Here is an 18,437-nt window from a genome sequence, read left to right as displayed (position 1 = left end):
GCCGCATTTATTTGAGCGGGCTTGGTATACCGGATTCTCCCGTTGGTTTTAAAAGAGTAGAGCGGCAGCGCGCATCAAGCCTGTTACCGCCTTACTCCTTAGATAACAATATCTTTTCACAAAACACTAAGGTTTTGTTGCGGCTCGTATTTAGGTTTTATAACCATTTTTTATCCGAGGATAAGGAACTGGCCCGCCGTTTGCGGCAGCTTATTGGTTTCACCCCTGCCAATATGGCTATTTTTAAGCTGGCTTTTTCCCACAAGTCTTCCTCTTCGGAGAAACCCTACGCAGTGCAGAACAACGAACGCCTGGAATACCTGGGCGACGCTGTGCTCGGTACTATCGTAGCAGAGTATCTCTTTAAGAAATACCCTAACAGCGACGAGGGCTTTCTCACCAAAATGCGCTCGAAGATCGTCAAGCGCAAATCACTCAACCTGATCGGCGATAAGATGGGGCTGGATATGCTGCTCTCTGAGTACAATCAGACCCGCCTGAGCCGCTCTATGCTGGGAAATGCGGTGGAGGCACTCGTTGGCGCAGTTTATCTGGAAAAGGGTTACAAAGGCACTAAGCGCTTCGTAGTCAATAAAATCCTGCGCAACTACGTGGACGTACACGAGCTGGAAACCGTGGATGACAACTACAAGAGCCAGCTGCTGGAATGGTGCCAGAAAAACGGCCAAACCGTTACTTACAAGCTCCTGGCACGGTATAAGTTCGAAAAGCGGGACCGCTTCAAAGTTGCAGTCATGGTGAATGGCAAGAAAATAGCCACCGCCGACGACTTCAACAAGAAAAGCGCCGAACAAACCGCTTCTGAAAAAGCCATGCACTCTATGGGCATCCTCGATACAGAGGACTAATCTGTTACAATGTGAGCTGGACCTACGCCACCCTGCAAGCGTACGCACCGAATACCCTCGTCCTGAACCGGGCACGGGCACTCTTCTACGGGCGAAAGTGGGAAAACGTAGCTTCCGATGGCGATGCCCTTTGGGGCATTTGCAAGTCTACAGGTGAGCTCACCTACCCGGTCATGGTAACTCTCGACGGGAAAGCCTTCCATTGTACCTGCAAAAACCGGTACCGCCCCTGTCAGCACGTACTTTCCCTGTTGCTTTTCTTCCTTCGCAAAAATGATCAGATCACACCCGCCGATGAGCGCCCGGGCTGGGTTCGCGATGCGATCCGGCAGCCGGAGGCCCGAAAGTCTGCCGTAGCAGATACCAGCGAACGCGAAGCCCGCCTGCACAAGCGTATTGTGGAGATGAAGTCAGGCGTGGAAGAGCTGGATCAATGGCTTCGTGATGTCATCCGGCAGGGGCTTTCCAGCCTTGAAGGGGCAGGGCCAGATTTCTGGGAACGCATAGCAGCCCGTATGGTGGACGCTAAACTAGGGAGTGTCGCCCGCCGCATTCGCAGCTTCCCAAAGCTGATGGAAGAAGAACAGTGGCATGGTAAATTACTAGGCGCTTTGTCTGAGCTTTATCTGTTCGTGCAAAGCTTCCGTCAGTTAGAGGGGCTGCCCCAGGCCATGCAGGTAGAACTGCTGTCCTACGGAGGCGTCAATTTGAAAAAGGAAGAGGTACTGGAAGGGCCGGCTGTCTCAGACCGATGGCTGGTGATCGGACTGGTGGAGGGAGAGGAAGAAAAGCTTCGTTACCGCCGTACCTGGCTGGTAGGGGAGCAGACCGGCCGGTTTGCACTTATTTTGGACTTTGCGTGGGGAAACGAACGTTTTGAGGGGCATTGGGTCTTGGGCAGTGCCCTGCAGGGGGAGCTCGTTTACTATCTGGGTACCTATCCGTTGCGGGCCTTATTGAAAAGGGTACAGCCCTACCGGCAGCCTATGGATGCAATCCCCATAACAGAGCATGGGCAGGAAATGCTGGAAGCCTATGCGCAGGCACTGTCTAAGAATCCATGGCTTTCCGGCTTTCCGGTATTGCTGGGGCAGATCCGGGCGGTTTGGCAATCAGGGAAGGTGGTACTGCTTGATGCCCGGGGCATGGAAATACCAGTGCAGGCAGAGGACGCCCATGAGTGGGTACTTTTGGCCGTAGGAGGGCATCAGGAGGTTACCGTTTTTGGAGAATGGACAGGCGAATCGCTCCGGGCCCTTTCCGTTCTGGACAGTAGTCGGATTATTCAACTTCAGGGGCCGCCACCCTCGGCTTTTGGCGAAGCGGAGGAAATGCTTTGAAACCGGGCATTACTTTTGTGTGTTTTATCGTCATAAGGAGTGTACAAGTCGTTTTCGGCCGATTTCTTTTAAGTTCTGCTTATACACTAAATTATGAGAAAGCCCTTCCTGCCACTGCTATTCCTGCTTCTTTTGGGCCGCTGTGTGATTCCTGCCACCGCACAGGGTACGCTGCAGGAGGTTGTTAATACCACTTACGACGAACTTTACCCGGTCGTTAATATGCAGGGCGATGCCCTGTACTTCGCCCGCTTTGGGCACCCGAGGAACCGGGGCGAGCAAAACGCCAGCGACGTTTGGGTCACCTACCGTTCAGGTAGCGGCATCTGGTCCAAACCGGTGAACGTTGGCGCTCCTGTCAACACCAGAGGAGCCGAGTGGCCTCTGAGCCTGAATACTTCCGCAAGGCAGCTGTTGGTTTATGCTGCCGGAAAAGGTCAGCTGCGCCGGTACCGGGAGGCTGGCCGGCTTTGGAGCCTGTCAGATACGCACCACCTTGAGGGCGGCCACGCAAGTGTACCGGAAGCTTTTTTTCAGATCGCTCAGGACAATCACCATATGATCTGCGTGCTGCCGCAAAAGGGGCACCCTGCCCATAAAGACCTTTACCTGAGCACCCGGACGGATGCAGCCGCCTGGAGTGCTCCCATAGTCCTGCCGAAGACCATTAACAGCCCTGCAGATGAGCAGAGTGCCTATCTCGCTCCGGATAACCGGACCCTTTATTTTTCCTCCAATCGCGCTGGCGGCAAAGGCGGCTACGATCTGTATATGACCAGGCGAAAAGGAGGTGGCTGGAATAATTGGACGGAACCGGTCAACCTTGGCCAGGAAATCAATACCAAAGCTGATGAGTTGTTCATCAGCGTTCCGGCTTCCGGAACAGAGGCTTTTATTGCACGCCGCCCCGTAGGCAGAGATATGGATATTTTTCAAATGACGTTGCCTGAACCACTCCGGCCTGAAGCATTGCGCCTGATCAAAGGCGAGGTGCAGGTTGACCGCTTCAGTTTGGCAGGAGAAGTGGAGGTGCGCCTTGAGGATACAAAAGCCGGGAAGATAGTACAGGTTGCAGAAGTTGATGCAGACGGGACCTACAGCCTCCTGCTTCCTGCCACTGAAAAAGGAGTGGTTTTTGCGGAATTACCCGGCTATTTCCCCGTGGCGCAGCCGATAGAAGCTCTTGGAGAAGACTTGTCTGCCAACGCTATGGTATCGAATGGCTCTGCCGTTGTAATGTCAGAGGAAGAGGCAGATATCCGGGCCCTTCACCTGCACCTGGATAAGCTGGATAATGAGTTGCTGGAGCTTAAACGGATGCGGCAGGAGGCACTGGCTGAAGTCCGGGCTCAGCAATACGGACTGGATTTGCCTCCGCCTTCGGACCCCGAAATTGAGGCCCTGCGTCACCGGTACCGGTATTTTACAGAAGTTGTGGCGCATCAGGATACCTTACCGGACGATGGCTACGATGAGGCTGCTGCTGCCGAACGGGAGCTGGAAGATATGCAAGCACGGTTTAAGCGATTTTACGTGCATGAGAAGTCCCTGCAGGAGGCGGAACAGGAAACAGCCGAAGGAGAACGCCACCTTTGGGAAGACCAACCAACCTTCGAAGAGCTTCAGGATCAGGCCAAAGCAGAGCTGGAACAGGAATTGATCCCTGAAGTGGAAAAGCGGCTGATACAGGAAATGGAAATACCTGTTAAGGTGGAGCCCAGCCCGGCTTTGACGGAATCGGAGCGTGCCTCGCTGGAGCAAAAGGCCCGGCAGCTGCAAGCTCAAATTAAGGAAGGGCTGACCTCTGCCGATGCCTTACCCCCGGACTGGACAGCCAAAGGTGCATTTCAGCCTGCTGGACAAGAACCAGAACCATGGGAGGCTCAGGTACTGGAAGGGTTGAAAGCTGCAATGGAAGATGAAGTGGCAGAAGCTCTGGCCCCGCATCTGGAAGAAAAAGTGGAAGGGCTGGTTGAAATAGACGGAAGGTATCAGGTCAAAAAACTGGAACGGGCAATGGTGCAGCAAAAGCTCGACCGCAAAGTGGCACAGCAACTATCCACAGAACCCGTGCCGCCCGTTAATGACGATCCTGATGCAGTGCCTGCTCTTGTACCGGTTTCATCATCGGCTCCTGCAGCCTATCAGGAGGTCAGCCAAAACCTCACCTTAATCCCGGCAGAAATAGGCCAGAATATTGCACTTAACAGCGTGCATTTTGAGACTGGTACAGATCGTCTGAAGCCGGGGGCTTATCCCGAACTCAACCGTTTGCTGTCTTTTCTCAATCAGCATCCGGATCTCATAGCAGAGGTTGGCGCGCACATTGGCGAGCCTCATTCCTATGCCAAAGCACTTGAACTGACCCGGCAGCGGGCTCAGGTAGTGGTAAGTTTTTTAGTTGGGAATGGCATTGATGCCACGCGCCTGCACGGTAAGGGTTATGGAAAAGCTTTCCCAAAACCCAACCCGGCCTTTTCCGAACGTCTCGAAATACGTATCATTGGCAAAAATTGAAAGGGTGCCCGTGTGGGCACGCTAAAACCAACCTTGTATGCAGTTTATACCTGAAGACGCGATTGATCAGGCGGTAGCCGAACTGGAGGGAAAGTCTGATGCCTACGCGCAGGGGCTGGAGGCCATGCAGCAGGAGCAGCCCGTATTGTTTGCCTATCCTTTTACAGAAAACTTCGAGGCGTTCACAGCGGAAGAGCGTGAGTACTTTCTGTTTCTGATGCTGGTAGTTTGGCATGCCGTCCGAAAAGAGGCGCTCCCGCCCGTTATTGACGAAAAACACCTCAGCGAAGTGGAGGAAGCCAACTGGGCTGTAATGCATGGCAACAAAGGCGGAAACTTCCGGTCCCGCCTTGACCCCTTCTTCGAGGGCTACCCTCAGGAGGACCTGCTGGCTTTTGCAGAAGATGCGCTGACTCAGGACGAAGAAGATGCTCTGGCCCTGGTTTCCCGGGAGGGGCAGGAAGCCCTCTTTGTGAGCTTAAAGACCATTATTGATTGCCTGACGGGGTATGAGCCGGACTTTTCCGGGTAGGGCAAATAATATGTTAGCGTGGGAATTTAATTTAATTATTCGTACTTTTGCACCGTGTTTTAGAGAAATAATTGTTCTGGCTGTCCCTCAATGTAGGCAGAAGTAAGGCTCAGCCGGGTATTAATGTGCTTCATATTAAACTGCAACTTGCTATGAATCAAAACGCAGAAAAAACACGCTATTCGGATGAAGAGCTGGAAGAATTTCGCGTGCTTATCCAGGGAAAACTGGATAAAGCCAGAAAGGAACTGGACTTCTATCTCGATCAGCTATCTGAAATGGCGGATAACCCGGATGCAAAAGTCAAAGGGCTTGACGATGGCATCGGCACTGCTGAAAACGAACGGCTTACCAGCATGGCATCGCGGCAGCGCAAACTCATTCAGCATTTGGATAATGCACTGATCCGCATTCAAAATAAAGTATACGGCGTTTGCCGCGAAACCGGTAAGCTGATCTCAAAAGAGCGGCTCCGGGCTGTACCTCATGCCACGCTTAGTATAGATGCGAAAAAGAGCCGGTAAATTACCTCTTGCGCTCCACGCCCCGAAAAGTCCTCTTTTGCAATAATGCAGAAGAGGGCTTTTTTACAATTTACTGCAAACCTAAAAATCCATACGGGCGTTATTAATCCGATTGGACTGAAATTTTAAGCCCCGCCCATGCCAAAACGGTGACAGGTTTGTCTGGTAGCGTGCAGGTTTTGTACAACCTGTGTTCACCTTTGGTATATTTGCAGAACAAACTGAAACAGCAGTACCTTGAAGAAATCAGCCGTTATTGTTTTTGTCGTACTCCTGGTCCTTGTTATCGATCAGTCGCTGAAGATTTGGATCAAAACCCATATGGAGTACGGAGAGGAATTCGCAATGTTCGGGCTCGACTGGGCTCGTATCCACTTTGTAGAGAATAATGGCATGGCTTTCGGGCTTTCCCTGGGCGGTGAATATGGAAAGCTGGCTTTAAGCCTCTTTCGTATTCTGGCTGTAGCCTTTCTGGTCTATTACCTGCGCTTACTGGTTAAATCCGGTGCTTCTCTCGGGCTAATGGTTAGTTTTGCCCTTATCTTAGCCGGGGCATTGGGCAATATCCTCGATAGTGCTTTCTACGGGCTAATCTTTTCTGCCAGTCATTTTCACGGAGGGGTAGCTGAACTATTTCCGGAAGGAGGCGGATACGCCGGGTTCCTGCACGGCAAAGTGGTGGATATGCTTTACTTCCCGCTTGTCAATGGTGTGCTTCCTGAGTGGGTGCCTTTTTGGGGCGGAGAAAGAGTGATGTTTTTTAAGCCGGTTTTTAATATTGCGGATACGGCGATCACACTAGGTGTGATCAATATTCTGATTTTTCAGCGCAGCTTCTTTCAGGAAATGTCTGAAGAACAGTCCGTGTCTGGCGCGGAAGTAGCCTCTGATATGCAGGACGAGGAAGCTGCAACCAAGGATGTTGACCGCGATCATCCGCAGCAGGCTGAAGGCTCATCTCCGGTATAAGGCATACGGGCAAAAAAATAAGACCACACAACAATTGCGTGGTCTCATTTGGTCCTGGACTGTTGCCTGGAAGCCAACTTTACTTTTGCAGCACCCTGGACTTTTCCAGAAAGCGCTTGACGCCTTCAACCGTCCCACCTACTTTCTCATAGTTGATGCTGTAGTGGACGTACTTTCCATCCCGCTCTGTATCTACAAGCCCGGCAAGGCGGAGGATGCGGAGGTGCTGTGAGGTAATAGACTGCTCAAGGCCAAGCGTGTTGTAGATTTTGTTCACGTTGATCTCGGTGTTGCGGTCAATGAATTCCAGGATTTTCATGCGTAACGGATGAGCAATGGCACGCAGGATCTCAGATGATACCTGCAAGCGCTCATGGTGTACGCTCACTTTTGTTTTTCTCATAGTAGGTTTTCTTGAAGTATGTAGTTTAGATAGCACTCTCAGTTGGAGTTGCTGCTGTAACACGCAGTTTTACAAGAGTTTAACGCGTATCACTTATGCAAATATGCATTTTTTTATTATCTTTAGCAAGAAAATACGTCAAAAAAACACCGCTTTCTCAAAAAAAGATACCGTTCTCTGTGAAAAACCGACCACTTTCTGAGATTCAACCTGCCGTTCTCATGTATTCCCATGCCGTTTGGTACAGTCCCTGCTGCTCGCAATAGGTTAAAAAATCTGCGTAAAAGCGGTCTCCGCCTATGGTTGCGCTGTCGCCTACGATGATTAATTGCTTTTTCGCCCGGGTCATGGCTACGTTCATCCGCCGGTAATCCTTTAGGAAGCCAATCTCTCCTTTAGCATTGGAGCGTACCAGCGAAATATAAACCACATCCCGCTCCTGACCCTGAAATCCATCAATAGTATTGATGGTCAGAGCAAGGTTTTCCAGCGATGGGTCCTCCTCAATCATTCGCTCCATATGCACCACCTGTTCGCGATAGGGGGAAATGATGGCGACTGAAGGTAGTGCCTCCGGATGAAAGGCATCCCTGAGCTGATAAAGGTGTTCCCGCAGAATCAGGAACTCTTCCGGATTGTAACGGCTTTTGTATTTGGGATGTGTTTTTTCGTCAAACCCACAACCGGCCGTATCAATAAAAATCAGTGGATGGTCGGCATCAGCGTCTATCCGATGGCTCTTTACTTCGGGTGCGGCTTGCAATTGCCCATTGTAAAAGACCTTATTAGAGAAAGCCATGATGTGCTCATTCATGCGGTACTGCACGTTGAGGAGGTTGACTTCGGGAAGGCGGTCGAGCAGCTTTTCTATCAATGTCACCCCAAAGCCTTTTCGTGCCGCTTCCTGTGATTTGACGGTGGGCGGTAGCTGAAAGGGGTCGCCCATGAAAATCACGCGGGAAGCCCGGGCAATAGGGATCCAGGTAGCGGGCTCAAGTGCCTGTGCGGCTTCATCAATGAAGACGGTCCGGAAATTCCGGCTGTAGAGAATGTCATTAGAAGTGCCTACAAGCGTGGCCGCGATGACCTGAGAGCCATCAAGGATTTGCTCAATCAGCCGGTCTTCAAGTTGCCTTGCCCAGGCGGAAAGCTCCCGGGCTTCCTGATAGTATTGGTGGCGCTCGGCTCGTTCTTCCGGCCCGAACCGTCGCTTGTATTTTTGAGCGTTGCGGCGGGCTTCGGCGGCCTGCACCTTTACCTTTTTGATGTTCTTGGCCTCAGGATGGTCGGCGAGTTTCATTTCCAGCGTGTGCCGGATTACCGCCTCGTCTACGCGCGATATATTGCCGATACGGGTAACATTGAGCCCCTCCGCCGCGATGCGCTCCACCAAGAGATCTACAGCGGTATTGCTGGGCGCGGTCACCAGGATGTTGTGTTCCTGCTCGGAAAGCCGCTTTACAGCTTGTATGAGTGTGGTGGTCTTGCCTGTACCGGGAGGGCCATGCACCACTGTTACATCCTGTGCCGCCAGTATCTGAGTAATAGCCCGGTTTTGGGAGTCGTTGAGTTGAGGATGGATAAATGGCTCATTGACGGGGGCAAAGCGGGGCGGCTCAATGCCCAGCAAAATATTGCGAAGTTCCGGCAGCCGGCCTTTCTTTGCTTCCTGCACCGTTTTCAGGGCTTTTTCCATCTCTTTATAGGTGCGGTCGTCAAAGAGGAGGTCCACCCCGATCAGCCCCATCCCAATCCAGTCCGGAAAGTCCTTGCTGTTGAGGATGATCTGCATACGGTTTTTATTCACATAGTTGACCACGCCGCTGCGCTCCGGCTTGTTGGCTCCGGCCTGTTGGGTGAAAAAATTGACTACCATGCCGGCCCGGAAATGGTGAGGCGTGTCTTCGGCAGTTTCTCTGGAGATGGTCACGTAGGCCCGGTCGCCGTAGGTGTAGCCGGTTTTCATCACCTGTACCGGGTACCAGGCGTAGCCATTATCGCGTCTTTCGGTAAGAGGCAGGCGTTGAATCCGGGATTTAAACTGTTCCAGGTCCTCCTCTTTTTCCAGTTGCAGCAGTTCTGCCAGGCGGTCGAATTCTTCCAGTGCTTTAGCCATGATTGGTGGTTAGTCTTGGGTGTACAACTAATATAGGTGTTGTGGGTTCATAGAAATATGGCAGACGACAAAAAACGAAGTTTTCGGGAGCAATTCGAAGCATTGCGCAATTTGCCGCGCTTTTTCCGGCTGATCTGGAAAGCCAGCCCGGGTATGACACTGGCCAACGCACTGCTACGGTTACTGAAATCGGCAGTGCCGCTGCTCGTCCTATACGTAGGCAAAGAAATTATTGACACCATATTACTGCTGATCGATGGTGAAAGTACAGATACCACTTACCTCTGGACGATGGTGGGCCTGGAATTTGCCCTAGCCATCGTTTCTGACCTCATGAACCGAGGCATTACCCTGCTGGACAGCCTGCTGGGCGACTTGTTTGCCAACCGGACTTCCGTGGAGCTTATTGAGCATGCGGCACGGCTTGATCTCTATCAGTTTGAGCAGGCCGAGTTTTACGATAAAATGGAGCGGGCCAGAAGGCAGACTACCGGACGTACCGTGCTCATGTCGCAGGTGCTCACCCAAATGCAGGATATCGTTACCGTCCTGTTCCTTGCCGGAGGGCTTATCGCCTTTAATGCCTGGCTGATCCTGATCCTAATCGTGGCGGTCATCCCTTCCTTCCTTGGGGAAACGCACTTCAATCAGCGCACGTATTCCCTTACCCGTAGCTGGACACCCGAACGGCGTGAGCTGGACTACCTGCGCTACATCGGTGCCAGCGACCAAATGGCTAAGGAGGTGAAAATTTTCAACCTATCGGGTTTCATCACCCGCCGCTTTGCTGATTTGTCTGACCGGTACTATCACGCCAACCGCAAGATTGCCATTCGGCGGGCCGCCTGGGGCAGTGGACTTTCGGCTATAGGTACTTTATCGTATTACGGGGCCTACGTTTTCATCATCACCCAAGCCGTAGGCGGCATCATAACAGTAGGTACGTTGACGTTCCTGGCCGGGTCTTTCGAACGGATGCGCAACCGGCTGCAGGGCATTATGAACCGCTTTTCCCGTATTGCGGAAGGAGCAATGTACCTGCAGGACTTGTTTGAGTTTTTTGAGATTGAGCCCACCATCACTTCCGCCCCGGATAGTTTGCCATTTCCGGCGGCTATTCAGGAGGGCTTTGTGTTTGAGCATGTCAGTTTCAAGTACCCGAATAGTGAGCACTGGGCCATTCGGAACCTGTCTTTTCAGCTCCGGCCAGGGGAGAAGCTGGCTTTGGTGGGGGAGAATGGCGCAGGAAAGACTACTCTGGTAAAGCTATTGGCCCGGCTTTACGAGCCCACGGAGGGGCGTATTTTGATTGATGGTGTGGATATTCGGGAGTATAGCCTGCTGGAGTTGCGCAACAACATCGGCATCATTTTTCAGGATTATATCCGGTTTCAGCTTAAAGCAGGTGAGAATATCGCTATCGGCAATATTGGTGCCTTAGAGGATAGCCTGGCCATTGAAGAGGCAGCACACAAAAGCCTCGCTGATACAGTAGTGGACACTCTCCCCGAGCGGTACGACCAAATTCTGGGCAAGCGTTTTGCCAAAGGTGTCGACCTCAGTGGCGGGCAGTGGCAGAAAATCGCTCTGGCACGCGCTTACATGCGGGACGCACAGCTGCTTATTCTCGATGAACCCACGGCTGCCCTTGATGCCCGGGCGGAACATGAGGTCTTTCAGCGGTTTTCTGAGCTCATTGAAGGCAAAGCTGCGGTCATCATCTCTCACCGGTTCTCGACGGTCCGAATGGCCGACCGTATCCTTTTTCTGGAGCACGGCCAATTGCTGGAGCTTGGCAGCCACGAGGAGCTGATTGCAAAGGATGGCAAGTACGCTGAGCTTTTCCACCTGCAGGCGCAGGGGTATGATTAATTCGTCTGTCTGTACAGGAAATCCGGATCAAAAGTTTGCAGTGTCAGCAGCATCAGATTATAGAATTCCTCATCCGTACCATCAATGGAACGGCGGAACCAAAAACGGGTGGCCATCATTTTTTCAAGGGAGTCTCCCTCACCCGGCAGGTTGCGGAAATTGTCCAGGAAAAAACGATTGACGGCTATACTTTTGCGCTCTTTGGTTACACTGCGCAGCAATTCCAGGAACGGCCTTTTCAACTGCTCCTGACTAGTGCCGGTCTGATGAGTCTGGAAAAAGGTACGCATGACTTGTCTGAATTCCCGGTTGTACAGCGGTTGAAGTTGCCGTTGGAGAGCCTGGTTTTGGGCAGCCATGTTCAGGTAGTCCGTGAGTTTGGTTAGAAAAGCAGGATTGTAGTATCCAAAAGCATCTTCAGCGTTGAAGTTAATATCGGCTCCGTTATGTGGGCCGCTCAGGTAAACAGGCTCGCCGATAAGCGTCTCAAGTGCAGCGGGGTTAATGAGTGTTTTGAGAATGCCGTATCGCCCCCGTACCCCAATCTCAGGGAAAATAGTACCGGTAGTGTTGAAATTCTGTGGTGTATTTTTCCGTTCCTCCCAGATGCCTGTTGCTTTTCTCAGTGTGGCTTCGAGTGCTTCCTGGTCTGTTTTTTCTACCGGGCAGCCATCGCTGGCCCCTTCGCCGGGTTCAAAGGGGCAACGGTCAAGCCGGTTTTCAATACCATCGTCGTCTGCATCCCGGTTTTCGATATAGGGGGCAGGGGTTTTGGCCAAACCGCTGCTCTCGATAGCGTATATAGCACTGAGATAGGCATTGGCCAGTTCCTGCCTGAAAGCCGGCTGGACCAGCAAAGTGGCATTTTCCCGGTTAGTCAGAAAGCCATTTTGAAAGATCGCTACAGGTACCTGCAGCCCATTCAAAAGCGGGGAAGGTGACTCCGGGGCGGTGGCCAGGTTGGCATTGCGCAGGCTGGTTTGCCGCATGATGGCCTCCATGAAAATGGCCGCCAGGCGAGCACTGCTTTCGCTGCTGTTGATACGGGCACTGATGCCGCCCTTGTCCTGAGTAGCCCAGGCTGGGTTGCTGACTGATCCGGTGAAACCAAAGCTAAAGGTCAGCACCAGTTTATTTCCTGGCTGGGCATTGATCCGCTGTACCTGCTCGCCTTCCGTAGGTCGTTTGCCGATAGGATTGACCTCAAAATAAGAAATGTTGTTTTGTTCGAGGCCGGCTTTGATCCGGTTGAGCAGGTCCGTGATGATCTCTTGTCCGTCCAAACGGGTGCGGCCATCATCAAAGGTGGGAGAGTAGTAGTCCTGGCTGATTCGGTTGAGGCACCACAGGTATCTTGAGCCTGTGCTGGCTTCTACGGTTTGCTGAGGAATATCCTGCTGCACAGGAATATTCCCTTCGGGCTTTAGGACTACGATTTTTTGGAACACCGCTTCCTTTTCCAGTTCCTGGAAGCTAAGGGTGGTCTGATTGCTCTGGAAGCCCTCTTTTTGAAACTGAAAAGCTACACGCTCATTCCGGGCCAGGGCGGGCCTCGGCACATAGAGGTCTAATCTGCCGTTTGGGCCAGTCAGCCCCACCAGGGTGTCTGGCTGTATAAGCCGCACGGCAACATCACTCAATGGGCTGCCATCTGAAAGATTTTGAAGTACAAAGGAAACAGAGTACACTGCACTGGTATCCAGATAATCAGCATCGGGATAAAGTTGCACACTGGGGATGCGCTCCAGAGAAAGATCTGAAGCGATGGTGTCGGGCTGGTATCCAACCTTCTGGTAGAAGACCAGCTGGCCGGGCTTTGCCAGCCTGTTAGGGATTTCCAGTGTAAAATTGCCCTCCCCATCGGTAATGGCAGTATACTGATCTGTAAGTACCATTACACCACTAAGTGGAGCTGCGCTCTGTTTTGTGCCGTCGAGGACCTGCCCCTGAACGTACCGGTAGCGGGTCTCACAGGGGATCAGGAGGCTGTCCTCTTCCGGAAACTTCGGCAGATAGCCGGGAATGCCCCGAATGACAGCCCAGTAACCCAGTGCCCGCTCTTCCAGTAGGGTAGCCCTTGTGCCAGCCGGTGCCTGAAAGAGTGCCCAATCGGTATTGAGCTCCGTATCTCCCTGATTGTTTTGAAACCGCCTCATGATTTCCTCCAGCTTGGCATCACTGACAGGGCGGGAGCGGAAAGCAATGTTTTTGCCCAGGATTCGGCATTCCGGGCTAAACCCAGCTTGTCCTTCGCACCACTGTTGCATGATCTCCCTGGGCAAGTGGACGCTATCTATAGCCAGCGCTGCGGCAAAATAGGTACAGGCTGAGCCATCTCCCGAAAGGCTGTCAGGCGTTTGCCGGGCTATTTCAGCACCTTTATTATAGAGCAAAACGGCGAGGTTGGCGCGAAGTTCCTGGTCCAGTGTGTCAATGCCAGGGGCTGCATCAAGGGTGATCATTAAAGAGTCTCTGAAAGTCGAGACTCTGCCCCAGCTGCTGTTAAGGGAGGCACCGGGCTCTGGGAAGTACCATTCCCAACTATGGGCGGTACTGGTTTGGTCTTCCCGGGCTACCTCAAGCACCGAAAGGCCGCGGCTGCAACTCAGGGAACGGCTAACAGCGGAAATAGCGGAAATGGGGTCCTGGGTGGTTTGAATCTGCTGCCGGGCACGTGCTTCCAGGAAAAGCTGCCAGGCGGCACGCTCATTCAGACATACGAAGTCACTGGCCCCTTTAGATTTTAGTGCAACAAGTGCACCCTCGCAGGGGCTGAGGCTTAAATTCCAGGGCATTTGGGATAAGCCGGCCACAAAAAACAGGGCAGGTATAAACCAGCGCATTTCCCGCCAAAGGTGCTTCAGTCCCAATGCTGGCAACCCCTGCCAGTACAGCCGTTCTTTCCATTTATCTGAAAGTTTGGCAGACCATTTGGGCTGTCGGGCCTTAAGCTGTGCTGCAGCCACTTCGTCCAGTGGGTTGCCGGCTTCCATCAGGGTAGCGATTTCCTGGCTAAGCTGGTCCCTGCGGGCGGAGCGCCCCAGGGAAAGGTATTCGTTGAGTGCAGTGTGCAACTGATGTTCTTCAAATGCTGCACTGCCGGCCGGTGGCGCATAGCGGCGGAGTACATCATTGAGCTCGGTCCTCAGTGCGCGTAGCAGGGCAGGGTGCTCCGTTTGCAGCCACTGCGTGAGTTGCAGCCGGGCGTTGTCCGGGATGCTCCCTTCTACGAACCAGGGTAGCCGGCAGAGTTCCTGTATGTTGGTGTAGGTAAGCAATGGGGCTTCTGCAGTAGACAGGTAGCGGCCAAGGTAAAGCGTCAGATGCCAGTGTAAAGTTGGGAAGAGGGCACAGGCAGCAATCCATTCGAGCATCGGCTGAGGATAATGGCGCTTTAGCGTATCCAGCAGGGGCCCTTCCATTTGAACCGGAGGGCGCAGCTGCCCTGCCAGCCGGTTTTGCCAAGCCTCAGCTGTGGGGGCTTCGTCGTTTTCTGAAGCTTCGAGTAAAATCTCCAGGCTTTCCAGTTCCAGTGGGAGTACGATGAAGCGCTGACTCAGGCGACGTTCCTTTCTGCCCCAGTTATCGTAGGGTTTTGGAGTAAACAGGGCGCGGTTTTTCCATCCTTCCAGTACCGTCGTCCAGGCAGCAAGCTTACCCGTCATTTTGTTGAGCATCGACTGCCCCTGCCCAATGATGAAGAGCCGCGCAGATCCAAATTGCTGTTGCAGGTCGGTGAGCGTGATCCCATCGGGGTATTGCTTGTTGTAGCATATCCTGGGGTCACCATCGTAGAAGAAGCGTTCGGCCAGAACCTCGTTTGCCCGGAAGGTGCGGAAGATATAGTCGAATAACCGGGCTCTGTGATTGCGGGCAGACTGCTGGTCAATAAGCAGTAAATACTCTGGCTGCCGGGTTTGCTGCCGGTATTGAAAGTCTGCCATACCGGCTTTCTGAATGGTCGCCCGAATCGTACCGGGCACATCGAGCTGATAGGCACCGCCCCGTGTCCGCTGCCGCAGGCGGTTCAGGAGCCGCTGAAATGCTGGCCCAAATTGGAGGTGTTCTACTTCAGGGATGCGAATATGCCATACATAGGGCGGCTTGTCACTGTCCAGTGCTATTTGCTGGCTTTGCCGGCGCCTGAACCGGTAGAGCAACAGTGCTATCAAAAATGCATAAGCCAGGATGTAACCGCCGATGCGGATGAGGTCTTCGTACCGCGCCAGTTGCTGCTGTAGCCAGCTTGGGGCTTCCACACTGTATGCAAAAAGGTCATGGTTAAAGGGAGGGCTGATATTAGCCCATTCGGATTGTACAGCACGAGTTGGGGAGCTTGGCTCAGGCTTATAGGGCTTCCCGGGGTCTTTCCGGTTAGCAGGTGCAGGAGGAGCAGCGTAACCCTCGATAACCGGGCGGAAATTGACCAGTAGTTTGCGGTTGCCATTCAGGTAGCGAATGACGATAGAGTCCTGCCCGTTTACAGAGTCCCGGGCGATGTAGTCCAGACAGTTACGGTCGAGCATGAAGCTGCCCAATGCCTGCCCCTTCCGGCCCGCGAAGAGGACCTCAAAGGTGTCTATACTGCCTATGTGTTCCTGAAGAACAGAGTCCGGTATACAGCTGCTGGCAGATGCCCCTGCATTGACGGTAAAAATACGCTCATACGGGCGCGTGCTCTCCTTCAGGTAGTACAGTCCGATAACGATAACAGGGGGCACAACTAACAGTAGGGCCAATGCCACAAGAAGCCACTGCAGCTTCCGGGGGCGGCGTTGGAGTAGGGGGATCTCCTCCGTTGTATTCTGAGCTTGGTCAATCGCACGGAAATAAGCCTCTGTCCGGTCCCGTGCCTGTTGAAAAAGCCGGTAAAATTGATCTTGTTGCTGTGGGGTTTGCACAAAGAGTGGGCCGAGGGCGTACATCAACTCCTCAGCGGGCATACCATCGGGCAACTGACGCAGCAATTCCTGCACCCGAAGGTATTGTCCGGTCCCGATTTGGTACCCTTCTGTTTCCAGGGTCTGTATCAGGTCGGCTACGAGGCGATATGTGAATCCCCTTTCCATCCTTAAGCTTGGTCAATCATGCGGTACAATTGGTCAAGGTCATCCTTGTTTTTGGCCAGCACACAGTAAGAAAGCTTCAGATCGGCACGGGCTTTTTCTGACAGGCTTCCCGGATCGCTGAGCTGCCGGACCTCAAAGCCGAGCTTATGAAGTAGGGCGGCCCATTGTATGAGTTCTGCTGTAGCGGGGTCTTTCCGTAACTTGACGGAGGTCCGGGAGCGGATATGCTCAAAGTGGTCGATGATGGCCTGTAGCTTGCCTGCGCCTTCCTGCCCATCATAGCCTTCTACTTTCCGCTGGAGAATTTGGAGGAGCTCCCGGGCAGTAGGAAAGTCAATATGGTAAAAGGCAACCCGGCGCAGGAAGGGTTCCGGCAGGTTTTTCTCCGAGTTGGAGGTCATGATGATGATAGGGCGGTTGTCTTTGCTTGTGGCATAGCTTTTATCGATCTCCGGTACATCGAACTCCAGGCGTTCCAGGGCCGCGAGGATGTCGTTGGGCAGGTCGCGGGGCGCTTTGTCCACTTCGTCGATCAGCACGAGGCGGCGTTGTTCGCTCCGGATGGCTGCACCTAGAGCCTGGTACCGAACATACCGGCGTTCGATTTCATCAGGGCTCAGTGCTTCGGATTGGGTTTGGCTGTGCTGGAAGTGCCCCAGAGCATCATACCGGTAGAACAGGTCTTTGGCGGAAGAGGTGGTCTGAGCATTGAACACCAGAACTTCTCCCAGGGAAAAGTAGTGCGCGATGTGATAGGCCAGTTGGGTCTTGCCCGTGCCTGGCTCTCCGGTGAGCAGTAGCGGCAGCCCCAGGTTGAGCGCTACATTGACTGCACTGACCAGTCCGGGTGCGGGCAGGTATAAAGCCGGGTCGTTGACCCGTTCGTTCAGGGTTATGGGCGGCAGTGCCTTTTGCCCTTCCGCACCGTAAAGATGGAAACTCATAGCCTATTCATTTGCAATGTTATGAATCAGAGCCTGAAGCTCTTCGATATCTTTCATATTGAACTGCTGCTTGTCTCGAAACAGCAGTTGGTCTTCTTCCCGCAGCCCGGCTACCATCGCATCGATCACCGATTGCACCTGATTGGGGTTGCGCTCCCCCAGGTCCATCAGCCAGGCCCTCAGGTCGCCGTCCTCTACAGGCAGCAGGGGCGTGAGCAGGGTGGTCTCATGGCGGACGGTCAGCTCGCTCAGGGCGGTGAGTATGGACTTCTGTTCACTTTTAAGCCCGCCGAGGTGCTGCCCATCGACATAAAACACGAAGAAGAATAAGAATTTAGGGACCTGTTTATTCGGATTTTTGAAGGTCTCAATCATCCACTCCAGGTATTCGGGCAGGAAACTGCTCCATTTGCGTTCGTGCAGTTCGAAAACGACGGCCACGTAGTCGTAGGGCAGATTGGGCACGCCTGTCTCGATGAAAGTATCAAACGACTGCGTGTCTGCAAAGCGAAAGCGTTCCTGTACGTAAGCTTTGAAGCGTTGCTGGCTTTTGCGGGTATTACGGCCGAGCGGGAGGTCCTGAATGCGGAGGCGCCCACTATCTTCCTGGGTGAGAATGTGGAGAGCATCGCTTTCTCCATCCAGCTCTTCCACCAAAAGCTCATACACCATACGCTCTGCAAAACTGGGCGGCATCTGCGTGGGGCAGCCGGTAATGAAGTAAAACTGAAAGTGCTCTTCTTCCTTCTCATCAAAGGCGTTCCAGAATTTGTCTACCATCTGATGGCGGTCGCAATTCACAAGGTGGAGCAGCCCGATTTCCTCTTCCTCATCCATATTGAGCTGACGGATAGCCTCGGCAAGCCGTTCCTTTTGATTTGCAACGGGCAGGCCATGAGCAGCGCTGAGTTTGCCCTTGAGATCAGAGATTTGCCCTTCCAGCTGGGTAATTTCTTCCGTTATGGCAAACTTTGCGTTTGGGTCAATAGTACGCCCCAGCTCACTTTTCATGAAGTTGAGCTTCCGGACCAGCAAATCCAGCTGGCCCTCGAAACCTTCGATTTCTTCAGGGCTGTACCGCATGCAGGGTTTTAGTGTTTGTATGGTGCCGCTTTGGGAAGCCTCCGGGTGAAGCTTCGCTTTTCAAATGTAAGGAAAAATAAATTGTAAAAAGCGGTAGTTGTCGGAACACTGTGGAAACGGGACAGGAATTGTAAATACACGCAGGATAGCGGGGGGTGAACTTACCATGCGCCAGTTCAAAGCCTGGCGCATGGTATCA

12 protein-coding genes are annotated in these 18,437 nt (G+C 52.9%); 7 read left to right on the top strand and 5 right to left on the bottom strand.

What is annotated here, in order from left to right:
- Positions 1 to 134 precede the first annotated feature (134 nt).
- The 6 genes from rnc (at position 135) to ACO08I_RS11825 (ending at position 6,751) form a co-directional block, all read left to right on the top strand.
- Positions 135 to 869 (top strand): ribonuclease III, encoded by a 735-nt coding sequence (gene rnc / locus ACO08I_RS11850; protein WP_282783699.1) that lies wholly within the window; start codon positions 135 to 137, stop codon positions 867 to 869.
- Positions 870 to 880: 11 nt separating this feature from the next.
- Positions 881 to 2,209 (top strand): hypothetical protein, encoded by a 1,329-nt coding sequence (locus ACO08I_RS11845; protein WP_421949415.1) that lies wholly within the window; start codon positions 881 to 883, stop codon positions 2,207 to 2,209.
- 93 nt (positions 2,210 to 2,302) lie between these two features.
- On the top strand, positions 2,303 to 4,726 hold the full coding sequence (locus ACO08I_RS11840; RefSeq protein WP_421949414.1) for an OmpA family protein: 2,424 nt from the start codon (positions 2,303 to 2,305) through the stop codon (positions 4,724 to 4,726).
- Positions 4,727 to 4,763: 37 nt separating this feature from the next.
- Positions 4,764 to 5,258, top strand: coding sequence for a hypothetical protein (locus ACO08I_RS11835; RefSeq protein WP_282783694.1), 495 nt, complete (start codon positions 4,764 to 4,766; stop codon positions 5,256 to 5,258).
- Between the two features lie 152 nt (positions 5,259 to 5,410).
- Complete coding sequence (locus tag ACO08I_RS11830) at positions 5,411 to 5,782, top strand: TraR/DksA family transcriptional regulator (RefSeq protein ID WP_044221187.1); 372 nt, start codon at positions 5,411 to 5,413, stop codon at positions 5,780 to 5,782.
- A 237-nt stretch (positions 5,783 to 6,019) separates the two neighbouring features.
- The gene (locus ACO08I_RS11825) at positions 6,020 to 6,751 is read left to right on the top strand and encodes a lipoprotein signal peptidase (RefSeq protein ID WP_421949413.1); all 732 of its coding nucleotides are present in this window, start codon (positions 6,020 to 6,022) and stop codon (positions 6,749 to 6,751) included.
- A gap of 79 nt (positions 6,752 to 6,830) precedes the next feature.
- Here ACO08I_RS11825 and ACO08I_RS11820 read toward each other — a convergent pair whose 3' ends face one another.
- Together ACO08I_RS11820 and ACO08I_RS11815 are read right to left on the bottom strand one after the other, a co-directional pair.
- Positions 6,831 to 7,154 (bottom strand): ArsR/SmtB family transcription factor, encoded by a 324-nt coding sequence (locus ACO08I_RS11820; protein WP_044221119.1) that lies wholly within the window; start codon positions 7,152 to 7,154, stop codon positions 6,831 to 6,833.
- 205 nt (positions 7,155 to 7,359) lie between these two features.
- Complete coding sequence (locus ACO08I_RS11815; RefSeq protein ID WP_282783690.1) at positions 7,360 to 9,270, bottom strand: AAA domain-containing protein; 1,911 nt, start codon at positions 9,268 to 9,270, stop codon at positions 7,360 to 7,362.
- 57 nt (positions 9,271 to 9,327) lie between these two features.
- Here ACO08I_RS11815 and ACO08I_RS11810 point away from each other — a divergent pair, with 57 nt between their 5' ends.
- Positions 9,328 to 11,142, top strand: coding sequence for an ABC transporter ATP-binding protein (locus ACO08I_RS11810; RefSeq protein WP_421949412.1), 1,815 nt, complete (start codon positions 9,328 to 9,330; stop codon positions 11,140 to 11,142).
- On the opposite strand, the gene ACO08I_RS11805 is transcribed toward ACO08I_RS11810, so the two are convergent.
- The 3 genes from ACO08I_RS11805 to ACO08I_RS11795 are packed head-to-tail and all read right to left on the bottom strand — an operon-like array spanning position 11,139 to position 18,238.
- A complete protein-coding gene (locus tag ACO08I_RS11805) occupies positions 11,139 to 16,211 on the bottom strand; it encodes an N-acetylmuramoyl-L-alanine amidase (RefSeq protein WP_421949411.1) in 5,073 nt (1,690 codons plus the stop codon). The two genes, ACO08I_RS11810 and ACO08I_RS11805, sit on opposite strands and share 4 nt — an antisense overlap.
- Before the next feature lie 2 nt (positions 16,212 to 16,213).
- Positions 16,214 to 17,155: an AAA family ATPase gene (locus ACO08I_RS11800; RefSeq protein WP_421949410.1), complete on the bottom strand. Its 942-nt coding sequence runs from the start codon at positions 17,153 to 17,155 to the stop codon at positions 16,214 to 16,216.
- 3 nt (positions 17,156 to 17,158) lie between these two features.
- A complete protein-coding gene (locus tag ACO08I_RS11795; RefSeq protein WP_421949409.1) occupies positions 17,159 to 18,238 on the bottom strand; it encodes a hypothetical protein in 1,080 nt (359 codons plus the stop codon).
- Between the last annotated feature and the right edge of the window lie 199 nt (positions 18,239 to 18,437).

Source organism: Phaeodactylibacter xiamenensis (genome assembly GCF_965229835.1).
Classification (GTDB): Bacteria; Bacteroidota; Bacteroidia; order Chitinophagales; family Saprospiraceae; genus Phaeodactylibacter; species Phaeodactylibacter xiamenensis.
This window is presented reverse-complemented; position numbering and strand designations above follow the sequence as displayed.